The 20969-nt window shown below is 58.3% G+C and carries 16 protein-coding genes and 1 riboswitch; of the genes, 12 read left to right on the top strand and 4 right to left on the bottom strand.

The features are described from left to right. A complete protein-coding gene (gene leuC, locus RTU33_RS06520; RefSeq protein WP_312626123.1) occupies positions 1-1401 on the top strand; it encodes a 3-isopropylmalate dehydratase large subunit in 1401 nt (466 codons plus the stop codon). Between the two features lie 10 nt (positions 1402-1411). Beyond that, complete coding sequence (gene leuD / locus RTU33_RS06515) at positions 1412-2017, top strand: 3-isopropylmalate dehydratase small subunit (protein ID WP_312626121.1); 606 nt, start codon at positions 1412-1414, stop codon at positions 2015-2017. Positions 2018-2110: 93 nt separating this feature from the next. On the opposite strand, the gene RTU33_RS06510 is transcribed toward leuD, so the two are convergent. Both RTU33_RS06510 and sgrT read right to left on the bottom strand, forming a co-directional pair. After that, positions 2111-3289, bottom strand: a complete 1179-nt coding sequence (locus RTU33_RS06510; protein WP_312626120.1) for a sugar efflux transporter — start codon at positions 3287-3289, stop codon at positions 2111-2113. 110 nt (positions 3290-3399) lie between these two features. Beyond that, positions 3400-3546, bottom strand: a complete 147-nt coding sequence (gene sgrT, locus RTU33_RS06505) for a glucose uptake inhibitor SgrT (RefSeq protein ID WP_312626119.1) — start codon at positions 3544-3546, stop codon at positions 3400-3402. Positions 3547-3633: 87 nt separating this feature from the next. Here sgrT and sgrR point away from each other — a divergent pair, with 87 nt between their 5' ends. From sgrR to thiQ, 4 genes are all read left to right on the top strand, one after another. Continuing rightward, positions 3634-5295, top strand: coding sequence for an HTH-type transcriptional regulator SgrR (gene sgrR / locus RTU33_RS06500; RefSeq protein WP_312626118.1), 1662 nt, complete (start codon positions 3634-3636; stop codon positions 5293-5295). 48 nt (positions 5296-5343) lie between these two features. Then, a riboswitch (TPP riboswitch) is annotated at positions 5344-5439 on the top strand. A 32-nt stretch (positions 5440-5471) separates the two neighbouring features. Beyond that, a complete protein-coding gene (gene thiB / locus RTU33_RS06495) occupies positions 5472-6455 on the top strand; it encodes a thiamine ABC transporter substrate binding subunit (protein WP_312626117.1) in 984 nt (327 codons plus the stop codon). Further along, on the top strand, positions 6431-8041 hold the full coding sequence (gene thiP / locus RTU33_RS06490) for a thiamine/thiamine pyrophosphate ABC transporter permease ThiP (RefSeq protein WP_312626115.1): 1611 nt from the start codon (positions 6431-6433) through the stop codon (positions 8039-8041). The genes thiB and thiP overlap by 25 nt, the downstream gene beginning before the upstream one ends. Continuing rightward, positions 8025-8723, top strand: a complete 699-nt coding sequence (gene thiQ, locus RTU33_RS06485) for a thiamine ABC transporter ATP-binding protein ThiQ (protein WP_312626113.1) — start codon at positions 8025-8027, stop codon at positions 8721-8723. Before thiP ends, thiQ begins: the two co-directional genes overlap by 17 nt. A gap of 101 nt (positions 8724-8824) precedes the next feature. Here thiQ and RTU33_RS06480 read toward each other — a convergent pair whose 3' ends face one another. After that, positions 8825-9592, bottom strand: coding sequence for a DedA family protein (locus RTU33_RS06480; protein WP_312626111.1), 768 nt, complete (start codon positions 9590-9592; stop codon positions 8825-8827). Positions 9593-9714: 122 nt separating this feature from the next. Further along, on the bottom strand, positions 9715-10566 hold the full coding sequence (gene araC, locus RTU33_RS06475; protein WP_312626109.1) for an arabinose operon transcriptional regulator AraC: 852 nt from the start codon (positions 10564-10566) through the stop codon (positions 9715-9717). A gap of 215 nt (positions 10567-10781) precedes the next feature. Between araC and araB the strand changes: the two genes are divergently transcribed. The 6 genes from araB to rluA all read left to right on the top strand — a co-directional run bounded on the left by araB (position 10782) and on the right by rluA (position 20911). Continuing rightward, a complete protein-coding gene (gene araB, locus RTU33_RS06470) occupies positions 10782-12479 on the top strand; it encodes a ribulokinase (protein ID WP_312626107.1) in 1698 nt (565 codons plus the stop codon). Positions 12480-12489: 10 nt separating this feature from the next. Further along, the gene (araA, locus tag RTU33_RS06465; protein WP_312626106.1) at positions 12490-13992 is read left to right on the top strand and encodes an L-arabinose isomerase; all 1503 of its coding nucleotides are present in this window, start codon (positions 12490-12492) and stop codon (positions 13990-13992) included. Between the two features lie 83 nt (positions 13993-14075). Continuing rightward, a complete protein-coding gene (gene araD / locus RTU33_RS06460) occupies positions 14076-14771 on the top strand; it encodes an L-ribulose-5-phosphate 4-epimerase (protein WP_312626105.1) in 696 nt (231 codons plus the stop codon). A 75-nt stretch (positions 14772-14846) separates the two neighbouring features. Further along, positions 14847-17204, top strand: coding sequence for a DNA polymerase II (gene polB, locus RTU33_RS06455; RefSeq protein WP_312626103.1), 2358 nt, complete (start codon positions 14847-14849; stop codon positions 17202-17204). Positions 17205-17334: 130 nt separating this feature from the next. Further along, the gene (gene rapA / locus RTU33_RS06450; RefSeq protein WP_312626101.1) at positions 17335-20241 is read left to right on the top strand and encodes an RNA polymerase-associated protein RapA; all 2907 of its coding nucleotides are present in this window, start codon (positions 17335-17337) and stop codon (positions 20239-20241) included. Positions 20242-20251: 10 nt separating this feature from the next. Next, a complete protein-coding gene (gene rluA, locus RTU33_RS06445; protein ID WP_312626099.1) occupies positions 20252-20911 on the top strand; it encodes a bifunctional tRNA pseudouridine(32) synthase/23S rRNA pseudouridine(746) synthase RluA in 660 nt (219 codons plus the stop codon). Positions 20912-20969: the final 58 nt, after the last annotated feature.

Here is a 20969-nt window from a genome sequence, read left to right as displayed (position 1 = left end):
ATGGCGAAGACGTTATACGAAAAATTGTTTGATGCGCACATCGTTCACGAAGCGCCAAACGAAACCCCGCTGCTGTATATCGACCGTCATCTGGTGCACGAGGTCACATCCCCGCAGGCGTTTGACGGCCTGCGCGCGCACCATCGTCCGGTGCGTCAGCCGGGCAAAACCTTCGCCACGATGGATCACAACGTGTCGACGGAAACCAAAGACATCAACGCCTCCGGTGAGATGGCACGTATTCAGATGCAGGAGCTCATCAAAAACTGTAACGAGTTTGGCGTGGAGCTGTATGACCTGAATCACCCGTATCAGGGCATTGTGCACGTGATGGGGCCGGAGCAAGGGATCACCCTGCCAGGCATGACCATCGTCTGCGGCGATTCCCACACCGCCACCCACGGCGCGTTTGGCGCACTGGCGTTCGGTATCGGTACGTCCGAAGTGGAGCATGTACTGGCCACGCAGACCCTTAAGCAGGGCCGCGCGAAGACCATGAAAATTGAGGTTAAAGGCAAGGCTGCACCGGGCATCACGGCGAAAGATATCGTGCTGGCGATTATCGGCAAAACCGGCAGCGCGGGCGGTACCGGGCACGTGGTCGAATTCTGCGGCGACGCCATCCAGGCGCTGACGATGGAAGGCCGCATGACCCTGTGCAACATGGCGATTGAGATGGGCGCGAAAGCAGGTCTTGTTGCGCCAGATGAAACCACCTTCAACTACGTCAAAGGTCGCCTGCACGCACCGAAAGGCCAGCATTTTGACGATGCCGTTGCGTACTGGAAAACCCTGAAAACCGACGCCGACGCAAAATTCGATACCGTCGTGACCTTACAGGCCGAAGAGATCGCCCCGCAGGTCACCTGGGGCACCAACCCGGGCCAGGTGATTTCCGTCAACGACAGCATTCCGGACCCGGCCTCGTTTGCCGATCCGGTTGAACGTGCAAGTGCTGAAAAAGCGCTGGCGTATATGGGCCTGAAGCCAGGCATCCCGCTGACCGAAGTGGCGATCGATAAAGTCTTTATCGGCTCCTGCACCAACTCCCGCATTGAGGATTTACGCGCAGCGGCAGAAATTGCCAAAGGGCGCAAAGTCGCACCAGGCGTTCAGGCGCTGGTCGTACCGGGTTCCGGTCCGGTAAAAGCCCAGGCGGAAGCAGAAGGCCTGGATAAGATTTTCATCGAAGCCGGTTTTGAATGGCGTTTACCGGGCTGCTCTATGTGCCTGGCAATGAACAACGACCGCCTGAATCCGGGCGAGCGCTGCGCCTCCACCAGCAACCGTAACTTTGAAGGCCGTCAGGGCCGCGGCGGTCGTACGCACCTGGTCAGTCCTGCAATGGCCGCGGCAGCCGCCGTGACCGGCCACTTCGCCGACATCCGTGGAATGAAATAAGGAGACCCTCATGGCAGAGAAATTTACCCAACATACCGGCCTGGTTGTCCCACTGGATGCGGCAAACGTTGACACCGATGCGATCATTCCGAAGCAGTTTTTACAGAAAGTGACCCGTACCGGCTTCGGTGCGCACCTGTTCAACGACTGGCGATTCCTCGATGACAAGGGAGAGCAACCGAACCCGGAATTCGTGCTGAACTTCCCGGAGTACAAGGGGGCGTCCATTCTGCTGGCGCGTGAAAACTTTGGCTGCGGTTCATCGCGTGAACACGCGCCATGGGCACTGACCGACTATGGATTCAAAGTCGTGATTGCACCGAGCTTCGCCGACATCTTCTACGGCAACAGCTTCAACAACCAGCTGCTGCCGGTCACGCTGAGCGATGAGCAGGTCGATGACCTGTTTAAGCAGGTGCAGGCGAATCCGGGCATGACTTTTGAAGTGGATCTGGAAGCGCAGGTAGTAAAAGCGGGAGAGAAAACGTACAGCTTTACGCTGGACGCCTTCCGCCGCCACTGTATGCTGAACGGTCTCGACAGCATCGGCCTGACGCTTCAGCATGAAGACGCCATCTCAGCGTACGAAAGCAAACAGCCTGCGTTTATGAGCTGAACCGGGTGCCGGATGCGGCTCCCCCTTAATCCGGCTTACAAAAAAATCAGTCCCCTGTAGGCCGGATAAGCTCTGCGCATCCGGCATTTCTACTTAAACATCCTTCACCCTGCAGGTCAGGCCAAACGCCATCAGCGAAATTACCGCAATCACCCAATAGACAAAGTGATGACCGAAGCTTTGCGCTACCGCGCCCTGAATCACGCCCGCCAGAATCACGCCCGTTGAAATGCTGTTAGTGAAAAGCGTCGTCGCGGAACCCGCTCGTCCCGGCATCAGATCCTGAAACCACAGCATGCCGATCCCGGCGATAATCCCGATAAACACCGCGTTGAATAACTGAAGGATCAGCAGCGCCTCGCGGCTGTGGAACAGTATCAGCCCGGCGTAGAAAAGCACGCCTGCGGCCACGGCGGTCATCATCATCCGGCGTTTACCAAAGCGTTTGACGTAGTAGCCTGCAAGGATCATCGCCGGGATCTCAAGCCCGGCCGCCGTTCCCATCAGAATGCCCGCCAGGCTATCCGGCAGCCCCAAATCACTGCTGATCCACAAAGGCATATCGATGATATACATGGTGTTGCAGGTCCACATCAGCGTGGAAGCGATAAACAACATACGTACATTTTTATCGCCCCAGCCGCTGACCTCAGTCAGCGCCACCGTTGCGGGTTGCTCCACGCGCGCCACCGAAGGCAGCGCGAAGGCAATCAGCGCCAGACCCAGCACAAAAATCCCGGCGGCAATAGAAAACATCACGGTAAAGCCGTAATTCAGCGCCAGCATAAAGGCCAGCGGCGGACCGATTACCCACGCCAGCGAAAGTTGCGCGCGCATAACAGAGCTGAACATCACCACTTCACGGGCCGAACTGTCGGCGTATTCACGTGCCAGGGCGAAAAGCTGCGGCATAGCCGTGTTGGCGAGGGATGCCAGCAGCACGCCGCAGGTGATGAGCGTCAGATAATGGCGGTTAAAGGCGAACAGTAACGCGTTACCCACGGCCATCAGGCAGCAAAACATGATGAGCTTGCGCCTGTCGCCCTTGCGATCCGAACGTTTGGCGAGCCCAAGGCTCACGGCAATCCCGGCAATGGCGTTAACGGTGTAAAACAGGCCGACCCAGAACGGCTGTACGCCCACTTCCCGACTAAGAAACAGGCTCAGGGTCGGCGCCTGCAAAGCCCCGGCCACGCCAATCATGAACGCCACCAGCATAAAAGCCGCGTACACCCCGTTCAGGCGTCGTCCCATCGTCATCAGCCAGAGCATGATTGTTCCTTATCCACCAAAGAGAAACGAAAAAAGCCAGCAGAACGGTTCTGCTGGCGGGTGATTTTACACCAATACTCAGTCACACATGATCAGGCAAGTTAGTGGGATCAAGAAGCCGGGGTTGTAACTTCCCACTGCATCAGATCTTCCAGCATCTTCAGGCGCATTCCTGCGACCAGGCGGGCCAGCCATGACGCTCCCTGCGTCGCCAAAAAGTACTGTTGATAAAACTGACGGACAGTTGGCTGCTTCATCGTCACCTCCTCACTTCATCGAAATGAATTATTGGCTTAATATGAGGATAAATAAATTGCTGAGTTTTCACCGGGAGTTCCCCTTTTATGTCCTCTGGTCGTCTGCAACAACAGTTCATCCGCTTATGGCAGTGCTGTGACGGAAAATCCCAGGAGACCACGCTCAACGAGCTGGCGGAATTGCTGAGTTGCTCACGCCGCCATATGCGCACGCTGCTTAACACCATGGAAGAGCGCGGCTGGCTCACCTGGCAGGCGGAGGCCGGACGCGGCAAGCGCTCACATCTCACCTTCCTTTATACAGGCCTCGCGCTTCAGCAGCAGCGGGCTGAGGACCTGCTCGAGCAGGACAGAATCGATCAGCTTGTGCAACTCGTCGGCGATAAAGCCACCGTGCGTCAGATGCTGGTGTCCCATCTGGGGCGCAGCTTCCGCCAGGGTCGGCATATTCTGCGGGTGCTCTACTACCGCCCGATGCGCAACCTGCTGCCCGGCACGCCGCTGCGCCGCTCAGAGACCCACATCGCCCGGCAGATTTTCAGCGCCCTGACGCGCATAAATGAGGAAAACGGGGAACTGGAAGCGGATATTGCGCACCACTGGCAGCAAATTTCCCCTTTACACTGGCGATTTTACCTCCGACCAGGCATCCATTTTCACCACGGACGTGAACTGGAAATGGAAGACGTTATCCATTCTTTGCAGCGCATTAACACCCTGCCGCTCTATGCGCACATCAGTCAAATTGATTCCCCGACGGCCTGGACGCTGGATATCCACCTCTCTCGTCCTGACCGCTGGCTCCCCTGGCTACTCGGCCACATTCCGGCGATGATCCTGCCGCAGGAATGGGAAACCATGCACAATTTTTCCAGCCTGCCGGTGGGCACCGGGCCTTATGCCGTTGCCCGCAACAACGAGAATCAGCTGAAGATCCACGCGTTCGACGACTTCTTTGGCTTTCGTGCGCTGATCGACGAAGTGAACGTCTGGGTCTTACCAGAAATTAGCGACGAGGTGACCTGTGGCCTGACGCTGGAAGGCTCCAGTTCCACCGAGGGTGAAAAAGCGGTAGAAAGTCGCCTGGAGGAAGGGTGTTATTACCTGCTTTTCGACGCCCGAAGCCAGAAGGGCCTGGCGGACGATGTTCGTCGTTGGGTAAGCGAAATCCTCTCCCCTGCCAACCTGCTCTACCACGCCGACGAACAGTATCAGGGCTACTGGTTCCCGGCCTACGGCCTGCTACCGCGCTGGCACCACGCCCGCCCCGGCAAAGGCGAGAAGCCCCCCGGGCTGGAAACGCTCACACTTACCTATTACCGGGAGCATCTGGAGCATAAGAACATTGCGCTAATCATGAGCCGACTGCTGGCTGAACATCAGGTGAAGCTGGTGATTCAGGAACTTGACTACGATGAATGGCACCGCGGCGAAGCGCAAAGCGATATGTGGCTCAACAGCGCCAACTTCACGCTGCCGCTGGACTTCTCGCTCTTCGCACACCTGTTTGAAGTGCCGCTGATCCAGCACTGCATTCCGCTGGACTGGCAACAGGCCGCCACCGACTGGCAGGCGGGGGAGATCAACCTCGCCAACTGGTCGCAGCAGCTGATTGCCCGGCGTGACATCGTACCGTTGATCCACCACTGGCTGCGCATCCAGGGGCAGCGCAGTATGCGTGGCCTGCGGATGAACACGCTCGGCTGGTTTGACTTTAAGTCAGCCTGGTTTGCGCCGCCCGACCCTTAATCCCCACCGCGAGGCTTCCTGAAAAGTCACAAACTCATTACAATAACGCCGTTCTCAACGGGGTGCTGCAAAACGCGGCTGAGATAATACCCGTCGAACCTGATCCGGATAACGCCGGCGAAGGGATTTGAGGCTCACTCAAAATCCTTTGCCACCCCTAATTTTTGAGGTGCAAAGTGCTGAAAAAACTCCTGCCGTTACTGGCGCTGGTTAGCGTGCCTGTTTTCGCCAAACCTGTTCTCACCGTTTATACCTACGACTCGTTCTCCGCCGACTGGGGCCCGGGCCCGGCAGTCAAAAAAGCCTTCGAAGCAGACTGTAACTGTGAGCTGAAATACGTCGCGCTGGAGGATGGTGTTTCACTGCTGAACCGTCTGCGCATGGAAGGCAAAAACAGCAAAGCCGACGTGGTGCTCGGGCTGGATAACAATCTGCTGGAGGCGGCAACGCAGACAAACCTGTTCGCCAAAAGCGGCGTGCAGACGGATGGGCTGACCGTGCCCGGCGGCTGGAAGAATGACACCTTTGTACCGTTTGATTACGGCTATTTCGCCTTTGTGTATGACAAGAACAAGCTGAAGAACCCGCCAAAGAGCCTTAAGGATCTGGTGGAAAGCCCGAATAAATGGCGCGTGATTTATGAAGATCCGCGCACCAGCACGCCGGGCCTTGGCCTGCTGCTGTGGATGCAGAAAGTGTACGGCGACAAAGCCCCGGAAGCCTGGCAGAAGCTGGCGGCGAAAACCGTCACCGTCACCAAAGGCTGGAGCGAAGCCTACGGCCTGTTCCTGAAAGGGGAAAGCGACCTGGTGCTGAGCTACACCACCTCTCCGGCCTACCACATTATCGAAGAGAAAAAAGAGAACTATGCGGCCGCTGATTTCGCTGAAGGGCACTACCTTCAGGTCGAAGTGGCTGCGCGTACGGCAGCCAGCAAGCAGCCTGCGCTTGCCGAACAGTTCCTGAAGTTTATGGTCAGCCCGGGGTTCCAGAAAGCGATCCCGACCGGCAACTGGATGTACCCGGTGACGCAGGTTGAGCTGCCGGAGGCGTTTAGCTCGCTGGTGAAACCGACAACCACGCTGGAATATACTCCGAACCAGGTCGCAACCGAACGTCAGGGCTGGATTGCTGCATGGCAACGCGCCGTCAGCCAGTAATTCCCGGCTGGTTGCTGCCGGGTATCACGGTTGCCACATTGATGGTGACCGTGGCGCTGGCCGCCTTTCTGGCCTTATGGTTAAACGCCCCGGCGGGAAGCTGGGGTGAGTTCCTGCACGACAGCTACCTGTGGCACGTAGTGAGATTCTCCTTCTGGCAGGCATTTCTCTCCGCCCTGCTGTCGGTTTTTCCCGCTATCTTCCTTTCCCGTTCACTGTACCGCCGCCGCTTTCCCGGACGTCAAACCTTGCTGCGCCTGTGTGCCATGACGTTGATCCTGCCGGTCCTTGTCGCGGTCTTCGGCATCCTGAGCGTGTATGGACGCCAGGGTTGGCTCGCGCAGCTTTTCGCGCTGCTGGGCTGGCACTGGTCGTTCTCGCCCTATGGCTTACAGGGCATTCTGCTGGCGCACGTCTTCTTCAACATGCCGATGGCAACGCGCCTGCTGCTGCAGGCGCTGGAGCAAATTCCCGGCGAGCAGCGCCAGCTGGCGGCTCAGTTAGGCATGCGTGGCTTTACCTTTTTCCGCTTTGTCGAGTGGCCGTGGATGCGTCGGCAAATTCCGGCCATCGCGGCGCTGATTTTCATGCTGTGCTTTGCCAGCTTTGCCACCGTGCTGTCGCTCGGCGGTGGACCACAGGCGACGACCATCGAACTGGCTATCTATCAGGCACTTAACTTTGACTATGATCCAGGCCGGGCGGCGATGCTGGCGATTGTCCAGATGATTTGCTGCCTTGGTTTGATGTTAATCAGCCAGCGTTTGAGCCGCGCTATTGCTCCCGGCAATACGCAGCACACGGGCTGGCGCGATCCGAACGACCGCTTGCACAGCCGAATTATCGATTCGCTGCTGATTATCCTCGCTTTGCTGTTACTCCTGCCGCCGCTTCTGGCGGTGATCGTGGATGGCCTGAATCGTAATCTTCCCCACGTTCTGACGCAGCCCGAGCTGTGGCAGGCTATCTGGACTTCGCTACGCATTGCCGTAGCCGCCGGTTTTCTCTCCGTCGTGCTAACGCTGATGCTGCTGTGGAGTAGCCGCGAACTTCGCGCCAGAAACCAGCACCTTGCCGGACAGGGGCTGGAGCTAAGCGGCATGCTGATCCTCGCCATGCCGGGTATCGTGCTGGCGACCGGCTTCTTTTTATTGCTCAGCAGCAGCGTCGGGCTGCCTACCTCCGCCGACGGAATCGTTATCTTCACTAACGCGCTGATGGCGATTCCTTATGCGCTTAAAGTGCTGGAAAACCCGATGCGCGACGCCACTTCACGCTACAGCCAGCTTTGTCAGTCGCTTGGAATGCAGGGCTTCACCCGTTTTCGCGTAGTTGAAATGCGCGCGCTTAAGCGCCCGTTGGCCCAGGCGCTGGCGTTTGCCTGCGTTTTATCGATTGGCGATTTTGGCGTGGTTGCGCTGTTTGGTAATGAAGATTTCCGTACGCTGCCGTTTTATCTTTATCAGCAGATTGGCGCCTACCGCAGCCAGGACGGCGCGGTCACCGCCTTTATTCTGCTGCTACTCTGTTTCCTGTTATTTACCGTGATTGAAAAACTTCCGGGCCGCGATGCTAAAACTGAATGATGTTACCTGGCTGTACGAGCATCTGCCGATGCGTTTTACCCTCTCCGTTAAGCAGGGAGAGCAGATTGCCGTGCTTGGTCCAAGCGGCGCAGGGAAAAGCACGCTGCTGAACCTGATTGCGGGGTTCCTAACGCCTGCCAGCGGTACGCTTTTTATCGAGAACCAGCCGCATACCCTGACGCCACCCGCCAAACGCCCGGTGTCGATGCTGTTTCAGGAGAACAACCTTTTCAGCCACCTGACGATCCGCCAGAACATCGGGCTGGGGATGCATCCAGGGCTGAAGCTGAACGCCGCCCAGCAGCATAAGCTGAGCGTGATCGCCAGCCAGATGGGCATTGAGCCGCTGCTGGAAAGGCTGCCAGGGGAGTTATCAGGAGGCCAGCGTCAGCGCGCGGCGCTTGCACGCTGCCTGGTGCGGGAACAGCCAGTGCTGCTGCTCGATGAGCCCTTTTCGGCCCTCGATCCCGCGCTGCGCCAGGAGATGCTCGAGCTGGTCAGTGACGTTTGTCGTCGCCAGCAGCTCACCTTACTGATGGTCTCTCACAGCGTAGAAGATGCGGCCCGTATTGCGCCGCGATCGCTGGTGATTGCCGATGGGCGTATCGCCTGGGATGGCGCCACCGATGAGCTGCTGAGCGGCAAAGCGAGCGCGTCGCATTTGCTGGGGATTCAGGCATAAATCGGCGCCGGGCGGCGCTGTGCTTGCACGGCCTGCAGGAGGGGTTGTAGGCCCGGCAAACTTAGTGCCGCCAGGCAGTCTCTTGCCCAAAGAGAGAAAAACTAGCGGCTTACAACCTTACCTAAAATACCCAGATAAACCGGCATCAGCGGATGTCTGAACAGCACATACAGTGAGACCACCGTACCGATGCTCATCACGGGCATCAGCCAGAGCAGGCGAGCGCGCGGCAGGTATCTCGTCAGCCGGTCCGCGCCCGATTTGCCGCTGCGCCACAGCCGCCAGCCGAACCAGGCAGTAAGCCATACCAGTACCGCCGCCAGCAAAAGGAGCCATTTGAAGCTGCCACTTTGCGCATCAGCAGGAATGTCGATCGCGGCCCCGGCCAGAATGCCCGGCAGGAAATAGACCGGCGGCCAGAGCAGGCAGCCAATGATATTTGGCACGATAAATTTGGATACCGGTAAATCGAGCATCCCGGCAACCATCGGCACCAGAGGTCTCGTCGGGCCAACAAAGCGGCCAATCAGTACGGTAATCATGCTGTGCTGATGCAGCGCGTGTTCGGTTTTATCCAGCAGCGCTTTGTTCTTTTGCATGAACGACCAGCGGTGCAGCGGCTTTTTAAAGCGCCAGCCGATCCAGAAGGAAATCCAGTCCCCCAGCAGGCAGCCAATGATGCCCGCAAGCCACGCCTGCCAGAAGTTCACTTCCCCACTGCCAATCAGCGCGCCGAGCGCGGACATCATGATGGTGCCTGGCAGAATTAACCCCACCAGCGCCAGCGATTCCAGAAAGGCCACCAGTGCGACAGCAATCAGTGAATAGACGACCGATTGGGTAATGAAATGTTCCAGCAACGCTTGCATAGGGGTCCCGGTTGGAGAGCGAAGCAGCGATTCTGCGGAGGTGCTGCTGCTTCGTCAAGCCGACAATTGTCTGAATAGTTTACAGGTTATGACCCGCCATCACGCGCAGGGGTTCACTTTTTTCACTCATGGGTTACACCTGCCCGGAACTCGCTGGGGCTGGCGCCGGTGCATTTTTTGAAAACGCGGGAGAAGTAGAGCTGATCTTCGAAGCCTACGTTCCGCCCGACGCTGGCAATCGGCATTCTCGTGGTGCTGAGCAGGAGCTTCGCCTGGCTGATTCGCTGATCTTCACGCCAGCTCAGAACGCTGACGCCGAGCTGCTGGCGGAACAGGTGCGAGAGCCGCGACGGCGACAGGCAAACGTGCTGAGCGACGCTGGCAATATCAAACTGGCTGTCCGCCAGGTGGTCGCTGATGTACTGACAGGCGTCGCGCACCCGGTTATCCATCGGCGGGAGCAGCGATTCGTTAATCGCCTCCATGCGCCGCAGCAAAAGCTGCTCCAGAAGATTGATGGCCAGCAGTTCAGAATAGCGGCCCACGCCCTGCCCGGCATCGATAATCTGCCCGAAAAGCTCCGCAAACCGCGCCTGATGCGCTTCGTCCGGGCGGTAAAAACCGGTCTGGGCAAAGAGCGTCGGCCAGCTCAGCCACTCGTGCCAGTAAGCCCGTGGCCGGAAGTAAACCCACTGGTGATACCACTCGCTCGCCTGCGGGTGACGGCCATAGTGATGAATCTCCCCCGGCGGAAACAGCACGATATCCCCCGGACGACAGACAAACTGGTGCCCCTGATTGTTAATCACCCCTTCCCCACGCACCGTCAGGTTAAGGATATAGCCCTTCATGCCGAGCGGGCGGTCAATAAAAAAGTCGAGATAGCCGTCGGCTTCAATCGGCGTCAACCCCGCCACCAGATGGGCGTTAAAAGAGTAGCCGGGTAACAGCGGATCGTTCTGAAGTTCAGGCATAACATCGCTCGCTCAGCAGGCTTATAAGGAAAGCATTTGTCCATATTGCCAGCGAAGCGAAAAAGCGAGAAATAGCCTGTTATAATATTTGCACGCCGTCACACTTTGCGCTGGAACAGCATTATTGTCCATAAGATTAGCGGTTCACGCCTGACGCTTTTTTCCGCTAAAAACTACTGTTTCTCCATACCCGACCCTCTTCATGGAGCAGCACGATGGCAATAGCAATTGGCCTCGACTTTGGCAGTGATTCAGTGCGAGCGCTGGCGGTGGAGTGCGACACCGGAAAGGAAATCGCCACCCGCGTGGAGTGGTACCCACGCTGGCAGGAAGGGCGCTACTGCGACGCGCCGAACAATCGGTTTCGTCATCATCCAAGGGATTATATTGAATCCATGGAATCAGCGCTTAAAGGGGTGCTGAGCGATCTTGGCGAACGCCGGGCAGACGTCGTAGGCATCGGCGTCGACAGTACCGGCTCCACTCCGGCACCGCTTGATAACGAAGGCCACGTCCTGGCTTTACGCCCGGAGTTTGCCGACAACCCCAACGCTATGTTCGTACTGTGGAAAGATCACACCGCCGTTGAAGAAGCCGAAGCCATCACGCGCCTGTGCCACCAGCCCGGAAAAACCGACTACTCCCGCTACATCGGCGGTATTTACTCCAGCGAATGGTTCTGGGCCAAAATCCTGCACATCACCCGCGCAGACAGCCATGTTGCACAGGCCGCCGTCTCCTGGATTGAATTATGTGACTGGGTGCCCGCTCTGCTTTCCGGCACCACGCGCCCGCAGGATATTCGTCGCGGCCGCTGCAGCGCCGGGCACAAATCCCTGTGGCACGAAAGCTGGGGCGGCCTGCCGCCTGCCAGCTTCTTCGACGAGCTCGATCCTCTTCTCAGTCAGCATCTGCCCTGCCCGTTATTTACCGATACGTACACCGCCGATATCCCGGTTGGCACGCTTAGCGCCGAGTGGGCGCAGCGCCTGGATCTCACGCAAAGCGTGGTGATTTCCGGTGGCGCATTCGACTGCCATATGGGCGCGGTCGGTGCGGGCGCGCAGCCAAATACGCTGGTGAAAGTTATCGGCACCTCCACCTGCGACATTCTGATTGCCGATAAAACCAGCGTCGGAGAGCGCGCCGTGCAGGGAATTTGCGGCCAGGTCGACGGAAGCGTCACGCCGGGCTTTATCGGTATGGAGGCGGGACAATCTGCCTTTGGCGACATCTATGCCTGGTTTGGCCGCATCCTCGACTGGCCGCTGGAGCAGCTGGCCGCTCAGCATCCGGAGCTGAAGGAACAGATTAAAGCCAGTCAAAAACAGCTTCTTCCGGCGCTGACCGCCGCGTGGGCGCAAAAGCCATCGCTGGAACATCTTCCGGTGGTACTCGACTGGTTTAACGGCCGCCGAACGCCGAATGCCAACCAGCGTCTGAAGGGCGTGATTACCGATCTGAATCTCGCCACCGATGCCCCTGCGCTGTTCGGCGGGCTGGTGGCGGCCACCGCTTTTGGCGCGCGCGCCATTATGGAGTGCTTCACCTCACAGGGCATTCCGGTGAACAACGTGATGGCGCTCGGCGGCATTGCCCGTAAAAACGTGGCGATTATGCAGGCCTGCTGCGACGTGCTCAATCGCCCGCTACAGATTGTGGCCTCCGATCAGTGCTGCGCGCTGGGCGCGGCAATATTCGCTGCCGTGGCCGCGGGCGTTCACGCCAACATTCCGGCCGCGCAGCAAAAGATGGCAAGCCACATCGAACACACGCTTGAGCCGCGCCCGACTCAGGCTCAACGCTTCGAACAGCTTTATCAGCGCTACCAGCAATGGGCGAAGAGCGCCGAACACCACTATCTCCCTTCAGCCACCTGCACGGAAAGACCGTCGGCAGCACTGACGCACTAAGGAAATGACAATGACGATTTTTAGCAATTATGAAGTCTGGTTTGTGATTGGCAGTCAGCATCTGTACGGCCCGGAACCCCTGCGCCAGGTGACGCAGCATGCCGAACACGTGGTGAACGCGCTGAACGCCGAGGCGAAACTGCCCTGTAAGCTGGTGCTGAAACCACTCGGCACCCGTCCCGATGAAATCACCGCCATCTGTCGCGATGCGAACTACGACGACAAATGCGCAGGTCTTGTGGTCTGGCTGCACACCTTCTCGCCCGCAAAAATGTGGATTAATGGCCTGACCATCCTCAATAAACCGCTGCTGCAGTTCCATACCCAGTTCAACGCCGCGCTACCGTGGGACAGCATCGACATGGACTTTATGAACCTGAACCAGACCGCACACGGCGGCCGCGAATTCGGCTTCATCGGCGCACGTATGCGTCAGCAGCACAGCGTGGTGACGGGCCACTGGCAGGACAAACGCGCCCACGAACGCATCGGCTCGTGGATACGCCAGGCGATTTCTAAACAGGATACCCGCCACCTGAAAGTGGTGCGCTTTGGTGACAACATGCGCGAAGTGGCGGTGACCGACGGCGATAAGGTTGCCGCGCAGATTAAATTCGGCTTCTCCGTGAATACCTGGGCCGTGGGGGATTTGGTGCAGGTGGTGAACGAAGTCAGCGATGGCGACGTCAGCGCGCTGGTCGACGAATATGAAAGCACCTACCGCCTGACTGCCGCCGCGCAGGTTCACGGCGATAAGCGCCAGAACGTGCTGGATGCAGCACGCATTGAGCTGGGCATGAAGCGCTTTCTTGAACAGGGCGGTTTCCACGCCTTCACCACCACCTTTGAAGATTTGCACGGTCTGAAGCAGCTGCCGGGCCTGGCGGTACAGCGCCTGATGCAGCAGGGCTACGGCTTTGCGGGCGAAGGCGACTGGAAAACGGCGGCGCTGCTGCGGATCATGAAGGTGATGTCGACCGGCCTCGCGGGGGGCACCTCCTTTATGGAGGATTACACCTATCACTTCGACAGCGGCAACGATCTGGTGCTGGGCTCGCACATGCTGGAGATCTGCCCAACCATCGCCACCGCCGAAAAACCGATCCTTGACGTGCAGTATCTCGGCATCGGTGGCAAAGCCGATCCGGCCCGTCTGATCTTCGACACCCAACCCGGACCGGCGCTGGTGGCAAGCCTGGTCGATCTCGGGGATCGGTTCCGCCTGCTGGTGAACACCATTGAGACCGTAAAAACACCGCACAGCCTGCCGAAGCTGCCGGTAGCGAATGCGTTGTGGAAAGCGCATCCGAATCTTGAAGTGGCTTCGGAAGCCTGGATTGTCGCGGGCGGTGCGCACCATACCGTCTTCAGCCATGCGCTGACCCTGGACGACCTGCGTCAGTTTGCCGAGCTGCACGATATCGAGCTGACCGTCATCGACAACGACACCCGCCTGCCGGCCTTTAAGGATGCGCTGCGCTGGAACGAAGTGTATTACGGGTCAAAACGTTAAGCATTGCCCGGCGACGTTCCGCTTGCCGGGCCTGCGGTTTTGTAGGCCGGATAAGCGAAGCGCCATCCGGCAGGGGGACAATAATGTTAGAAGATCTCAAACGTCAGGTGCTGGAAGCCAATCTCCAGTTACCCAAACACCACCTGGTGACCCTGACCTGGGGTAACGTCAGCGCCATTGACCGCGAGAAAGGCCTGTTCGTGATTAAACCGTCCGGCGTGGAGTATGACGTGATGACAGCAGAAGATATGGTGGTGGTCAGCCTCGCTACGGGCGAAGTGGTGGAAGGCCGCAAAAAACCCTCCTCCGATACGCCCACGCATCGTCTGCTTTATCAGGCGTTTCCGACCATCGGAGGCATCGTCCACACCCACTCACGCCACGCGACAATATGGGCGCAGGCAGGCCAGCCCATTCCGGCGACGGGCACCACCCACGCGGACTATTTCTACGGCAGTATTCCCTGCACGCGCAAAATGACGGACGCCGAGATCAACGGTCAGTATGAATGGGAAACCGGAAACGTGATTGTCGAAACGTTTGAAAAACAGAGTATTGATGCGGCACAAATGCCCGGCGTTCTGGTGCATTCCCACGGCCCGTTTGCCTGGGGGAAAACGGCCGAAGACGCTGTGCATAACGCCATCGTGCTGGAAGAAGTTGCCTACATGGGCATTTTTTGTCGCCAGCTTTCCCCACAGCTGCCGGACATGCAAACAACGCTTCTGGACAAACACTACCTGCGCAAGCACGGTGCGAAGGCCTATTACGGGCAATGACACCTGTATAAAACCACAGCAATTCAGGGCAAACCAGGCTATACTCAGGCCTGGTTTTCTTTTTGAGTAGAGCTTGTGGCACAGGCGCGAGAAGGTTTTTTGTTAACCCGTCACTGGCGGGACACTCCGCAGGGCACTGAAGTCACCTTCTGGCTGGCAACCGACAACGGCCCGTTACAGGTCACGCTCCCGCCGCAGGAGTCTGTGGCGTTTATCCCGGAATCGCAGCGCCCGCAGGTCGAGCGCCTGCTGCGTGGGGAAAATGACGCGCGCCTCGCCCCCTTAGCCCTGAAGGATTTTCACCGTCAGCCGGTGTTCGGCCTCTATTGCCGTTCGCATCGTCAGCTGATGCGGCTTGAAAAGCTGCTGCGTACCGAGGGCATCACCGTCTATGAAGCGGATATCCGCCCGCCGGAGCGCTATCTCATGGAACGCTTCATCACCGCTCCCGTATGGGTGGAAGGTGAAGCGCAGGGCAATACGCTGGTCAATGTGCGCATGAAACCCAGCCCACACTATCGCCCGCCGCTGAAGTGGGTGTCGCTGGATATCGAAACCACCCGCAACGGCGAGCTGTACTGCATTGGCCTTGAAGGCTGTGGGCAGAGAATTGTCTATATGCTCGGACCGGAAAATGGCGATGCGTCACATATTGATTTTCAGCTCGAGTACGTCGCCAGCCGCCCGCAGCTGCTGGAAAAGCTCAACGCCTGGTTTGCCGAACACGACCCTGACATCATCATCGGCTGGAACGTGGTGCAGTTTGACCTGAAAGTCCTGCAAAAACATGCCGAACGGTATCGAATTCCACTGATGCTCGGGCGTGACAATACGGAAATCGACTGGCGCGAACATGGCTTCAAAAACGGCGTGTTTTTTGCCCAGGCCACCGGTCGGTTGATTATCGACGGTATTGAAGCGCTGAAATCCGCCTTCTGGAACTTCCCGTCATTTTCTCTGGAAGCCGTCTCGCAGGAGCTGCTCGGTGAAGGAAAATCCATCGACAATCCCTGGGACAGAATGGACGAAATTGACCGCCGTTTCGCCGAAGATAAGCCCGCATTAGCCAAATACAATCTGAAGGACTGTGAGCTGGTCACGCGCATTTTCCACAAAACGGAAATCATGCCGTTCCTGCTGGAACGCGCCACGGTAAACGGATTGCCGGTGGACCGCCACGGTGGCTCGGTAGCCGCTTTCGGGCACCTCTACTTCCCGCGGATGCATCGCCTTGGCTATGTCGCGCCCAACCTGGGTGAAGTACCGCCGCAGGCAAGCCCCGGCGGCTACGTCATGGACTCGCAGCCCGGTCTCTACGACTCGGTGCTGGTGCTGGATTACAAAAGCCTGTATCCGTCCATCATCCGCACTTTTCTGATAGACCCTGTCGGCCTGGTGGAAGGCATGGCGCAACCAGATGCGACACACAGCACCGAAGGTTTCCTGGGAGCGTGGTTTTCACGGGACAAACACTGCCTGCCGGATATTGTCGGGCAGATCTGGCATGGGCGAGATGAAGCCAAGCTGCATAACAACAAGCCGCTGTCACAGGCACTCAAGATCATCATGAATGCCTTTTACGGCGTGCTCGGCACCAGCGCCTGCCGTTTTTTCGATCCCCGCCTTGCCTCGTCGATCACCATGCGCGGCCACGCGATCATGCGCCAGACTAAAGCGCTGGTGGAATCGCAGGGCTACGACGTGATCTATGGCGATACCGATTCTACTTTCGTCTGGCTGAAACGCGCACACAGCGAGGAAGAAGCGGCAAAGATTGGTCGTCAGCTGGTGACATTCGTCAACGAATGGTGGACTGAAGAGCTGCAAAAACAGGGGCTTACCAGCGCAATGGAGCTGGAGTTCGAAACCCATTTCTGCCGCTTCCTGATGCCCACCATCCGCGGCACCGAAACGGGCAGCAAAAAGCGCTACGCGGGCATGATTCAAAGCGGCGACGAGCAGCGGATGGTGTTCAAAGGGCTGGAGACGGTGCGCACCGACTGGACGCCGCTGGCGCAGGCGTTCCAGCAAGAGCTGTACCGCCGCATTTTCCGCAACGAGCCGTACCAGGATTTTATTCGCGAGACGATCGCGAAGCTGATGGCGGGTGAGCTGGACGACAAACTGGTCTACCGCAAACAGCTCAGGCGCCCGCTGGCGGAGTACCAGCGCAACGTACCGCCGCACGTGCGCGCCGCCCGGCTTGCCGATGAACAGAATGCGAAGCTGGGACGGCCGTTGCAGTACCAGTCTCGCGGCAGCATTAAGTACGTCTGGACCACCAGCGGCCCGGAACCGCTGGCTTACAGGCAGTCTCCGCTGGACTATGAGCACTATCTGACGAAGCAGCTCGAACCGGTCGCCGACGGAATTTTACCCTTCGTCCACGACGATTTTGCTACACTACTGACAGGACAACTGGGGCTATTTTGACAGGTGACTAACACCCTGGCTTCCAGTACCATAGCGCCCTTTCCATTCCTGGACCCCAATTTTGCCTCTCCGTGGTTTTCTCCGCGGAGGACGATTATTGCCTGCAATTGAAGAATAGAGCTCAGAATATATGCCTTTTACACTTGGTCAACGCTGGATCAGCGATACAGAAAGCGAACTGGGATTAGGGACAGTCGTCGCGCTGGATGCGCGCATGGTGACTCTTCTCTACCCGGCAACGGGCGAAAACCGACTGTATGCCCGCAATGACTCCCCTATCACTCGCGTGATGTTCAATCCGGGCGATACCATCACCAGCCATGACGGCTGGCAGCTGCGCGTTGACGAAGTAAATGAAGAGAATGGCCTGCTGGCCTATACCGGCCTGCGTCTGGACACCGAAGAAGAAGGCGTGGTGCTGCGTGAGATCTTCCTCGACAGCAAGCTGATTTTCAGCAAGCCGCAGGACCGCCTGTTTGCCGGTCAAATTGACCGCATGGATCGCTTTGCCCTGCGCTACCGCGCCCGCAAATACCAGAGCGAAGAGTACCGCATGCCGTGGAGCGGCCTGCGCGGCCAGCGCACCAGCCTGATCCCACACCAGCTGCATATCGCTCACGACGTGGGCCGTCGTCATGCGCCGCGCGTACTGCTGGCCGATGAAGTCGGCCTCGGTAAAACCATCGAAGCCGGGATGATCCTGCATCAGCAGCTGCTCTCTGGCGCCGCCGAGCGCGTGCTGGTTATCGTTCCGGAAACCCTGCAGCACCAGTGGCTGGTGGAAATGCTGCGCCGCTTCAACCTGCGCTTTGCGCTGTTTGACGATGAGCGCTATGCCGAAGCGCAGCACGACGCCGACAACCCGTTTGAAACCGAACAGCTGGTGATTTGCTCGCTGGACTTCGTGCGCCGCAGCAAGCAGCGCCTGGAGCATCTGTGCGATGCCGAGTGGGACATCATGGTGGTCGACGAAGCGCACCACCTGGTATGGAGTGAAGATGCACCAAGCCGTGAATACCAGGCCATTGAACAGCTGGCCGAGCGCGTGCCGGGCGTACTGCTGCTGACCGCAACGCCGGAACAGCTGGGCCTCGAAAGCCACTTTGCCCGCCTGCGTCTGCTCGATCCAAACCGCTTCCACGATTTTGAGCAGTTCGTGGAGGAACAACAGAACTATCGCCCGGTCGCGGATGCCGTTTCTCTGCTGCTCAGCGGTGAAAAACTGAATAATGAGCAGATGAACGCCCTGAGCGAGCTCATTGGCGAGCAGGACATTGAGCCGTTATTGCAGGCGGCCAACAGCACCAGCGACGATGCCGAAAACGCGCGTCAGGAGCTTATTGCGATGCTGATGGACCGCCACGGCACCAGCCGCGTGCTGTTCCGTAACACCCGTCATGGCGTAAAAGGCTTCCCGAAACGCGAGCTGCATACCATCAAGCTGCCGCTGCCGACTCAGTACCAGACGGCGATTAAAGTCTCCGGCATTATGGGGGCGCGTAAATCCTCGGAAGAACGCGCCCGTGACATGCTGTACCCGGAGCAGATTTATCAGGAATTTGAAGGCGATACCGGCACCTGGTGGAACTTCGATCCGCGCGTTGAGTGGCTGATGGGCTACCTGACCGCACACCGTTCCCAGAAGGTGCTGGTGATCTGCGCCAAAGCCGCCACGGCGCTTCAGCTGGAGCAGGTACTGCGCGAGCGCGAAGGCATCCGTGCCGCCGTGTTCCATGAAGGCATGTCGATTGTGGAACGCGATCGCGCCGCAGCCTGGTTTGCCGAAGAAGATACCGGCGCACAGGTGCTGCTCTGTTCTGAAATCGGTTCCGAAGGCCGTAACTTCCAGTTCGCCAGTAATCTGGTGATGTTCGATCTGCCGTTCAACCCGGACCTGCTCGAGCAGCGAATTGGTCGTCTGGACCGTATAGGCCAGGCGCACGACATCCAGGTTCACGTGCCGTATCTGGAAAAAACCGCCCAGTCCGTGCTGGTACGCTGGTTCCATGAGGGTCTGGACGCCTTCGAGCACACCTGCCCGACGGGCCGTACCATTTACGACAGCGTTTACACCCAGCTGATTGAGTATCTGGCCGCGCCGGAAAACACTGACGGCTTCGACGATCTGATCAAAACCTGCCGCGAGCAGCACGATGCGCTCAAGGCACAGCTCGAACAGGGCCGCGATCGCCTGCTGGAGATCAACTCCAACGGCGGTGAAAAAGCGCAGCGGCTTGCCGAGAGCATTGAAGAGCAGGACGACGACACCGGGCTTATCAGCTTCTCGATGAACCTGTTCGATATCATCGGCATTAATCAGGACGATCGCGGCGAAAACCTGATCGTGCTGACGCCGTCGGATCATATGCTGGTGCCGGACTTCCCGGGCCTGCCGGAAGATGGCTGTACCGTCACCTTTGAACGTGACGTGGCGCTGTCCCGTGAAGATGCACAGTTCCTGACCTGGGAACATCCGCTGATCCGCAACGGTCTGGATCTGATCCTCTCCGGTGACACCGGCAGCAGCACGATTTCCCTGCTGAAAAACAAAGCGTTGCCGGTCGGTACGCTGCTGCTGGAACTGATCTACGTTGTGGAAGCCCAGGCACCGAAACAGCTTCAGCTCAACCGCTTCCTGCCGCCAACGCCGGTGCGTATGCTGGTCGATAAGAACGGCAACAATCTCGCGGCGCAGGTGGAGTTTGAAACCTTCAACCGCCAGCTGAGCGCGGTGAATCGTCATACCGGCAGCAAGCTGGTGAACGCGGTCCAGCAGGACGTGCACGCCATTCTGCAACAGGGCGAAGCGCAGGTCGAAAAAGCGGCGAAAGCCCTGATCGCTGCCGCACGCCAGGAAGCAGACGAGAAACTGACGGCGGAGCTGTCGCGTCTTGAGGCGCTGAAGGCGGTCAACCCGAACATTCGCGATGACGAACTGGAAGCCATTGAAAGCAACCGTCAGCAGGTGATGGAAGCCCTGGCGCAGGCCGGATGGCGTCTGGATGCGCTGCGACTGATCGTCGTGACGCATCAATAAGGAAAAGGTTATGGTTCTGGAGTCCTACAATCCGCCGCAGGATCCCTGGCTGGTGGTGCTGTATCAGGATGAGCACATTATGGTGGTCAACAAGCCGAGCGGCCTGTTGTCCGTGCCGGGCCGCCTTGCCGAGCACAAAGACAGCGTGATGACGCGCGTACAGCGTGATTTTCCGCAGGCCGAATCCGTGCATCGTCTCGACATGGCGACCAGCGGCGTGATTGTGGTGGCTCTCACCAAAGCGGCGGAGCGGGAGCTGAAGCGCCAGTTCCGCGAGCGTGAACCGAAAAAGCAGTATCTGGCACGCGTCTGGGGTCATCCGGAGAAGGCGGAAGGTTTAGTCGATCTTCCGCTGATTTGCGACTGGCCGAATCGCCCGAAGCAAAAAGTGTGTTTCGAAACGGGAAAGTCCGCGCAAACGGAATATGCAGTGCTGGAATACGCCGATGACAATACGGCTCGCGTACAGCTGAAGCCTGTCACCGGGCGCTCCCATCAGTTGCGCGTGCACATGCAGGCGCTGGGGCATCCGATTCTGGGCGACCGTTTCTATGCCTCGCCGGAAGCCCTGGCGATGGCGCCGCGCCTGCTGCTTCACGCGGAGATGTTAACCATTACTCACCCGCAGTTTGGCAACAGCATGACGTTTAAGGCACCGGCGGATTTCTGATTTTTTGCCCGGTGGCGGCTGATGCCTTACCGGGCCTACGAAAACGCTTCCCCGAGGG

Source organism: Scandinavium sp., from assembly GCF_032012665.1.
In the GTDB taxonomy this organism is placed as follows: Bacteria; Pseudomonadota; Gammaproteobacteria; order Enterobacterales; family Enterobacteriaceae; genus Scandinavium.
Note: the sequence above shows the minus strand (reverse complement) of the source record. Positions and strands in the feature narration are given on the sequence as shown.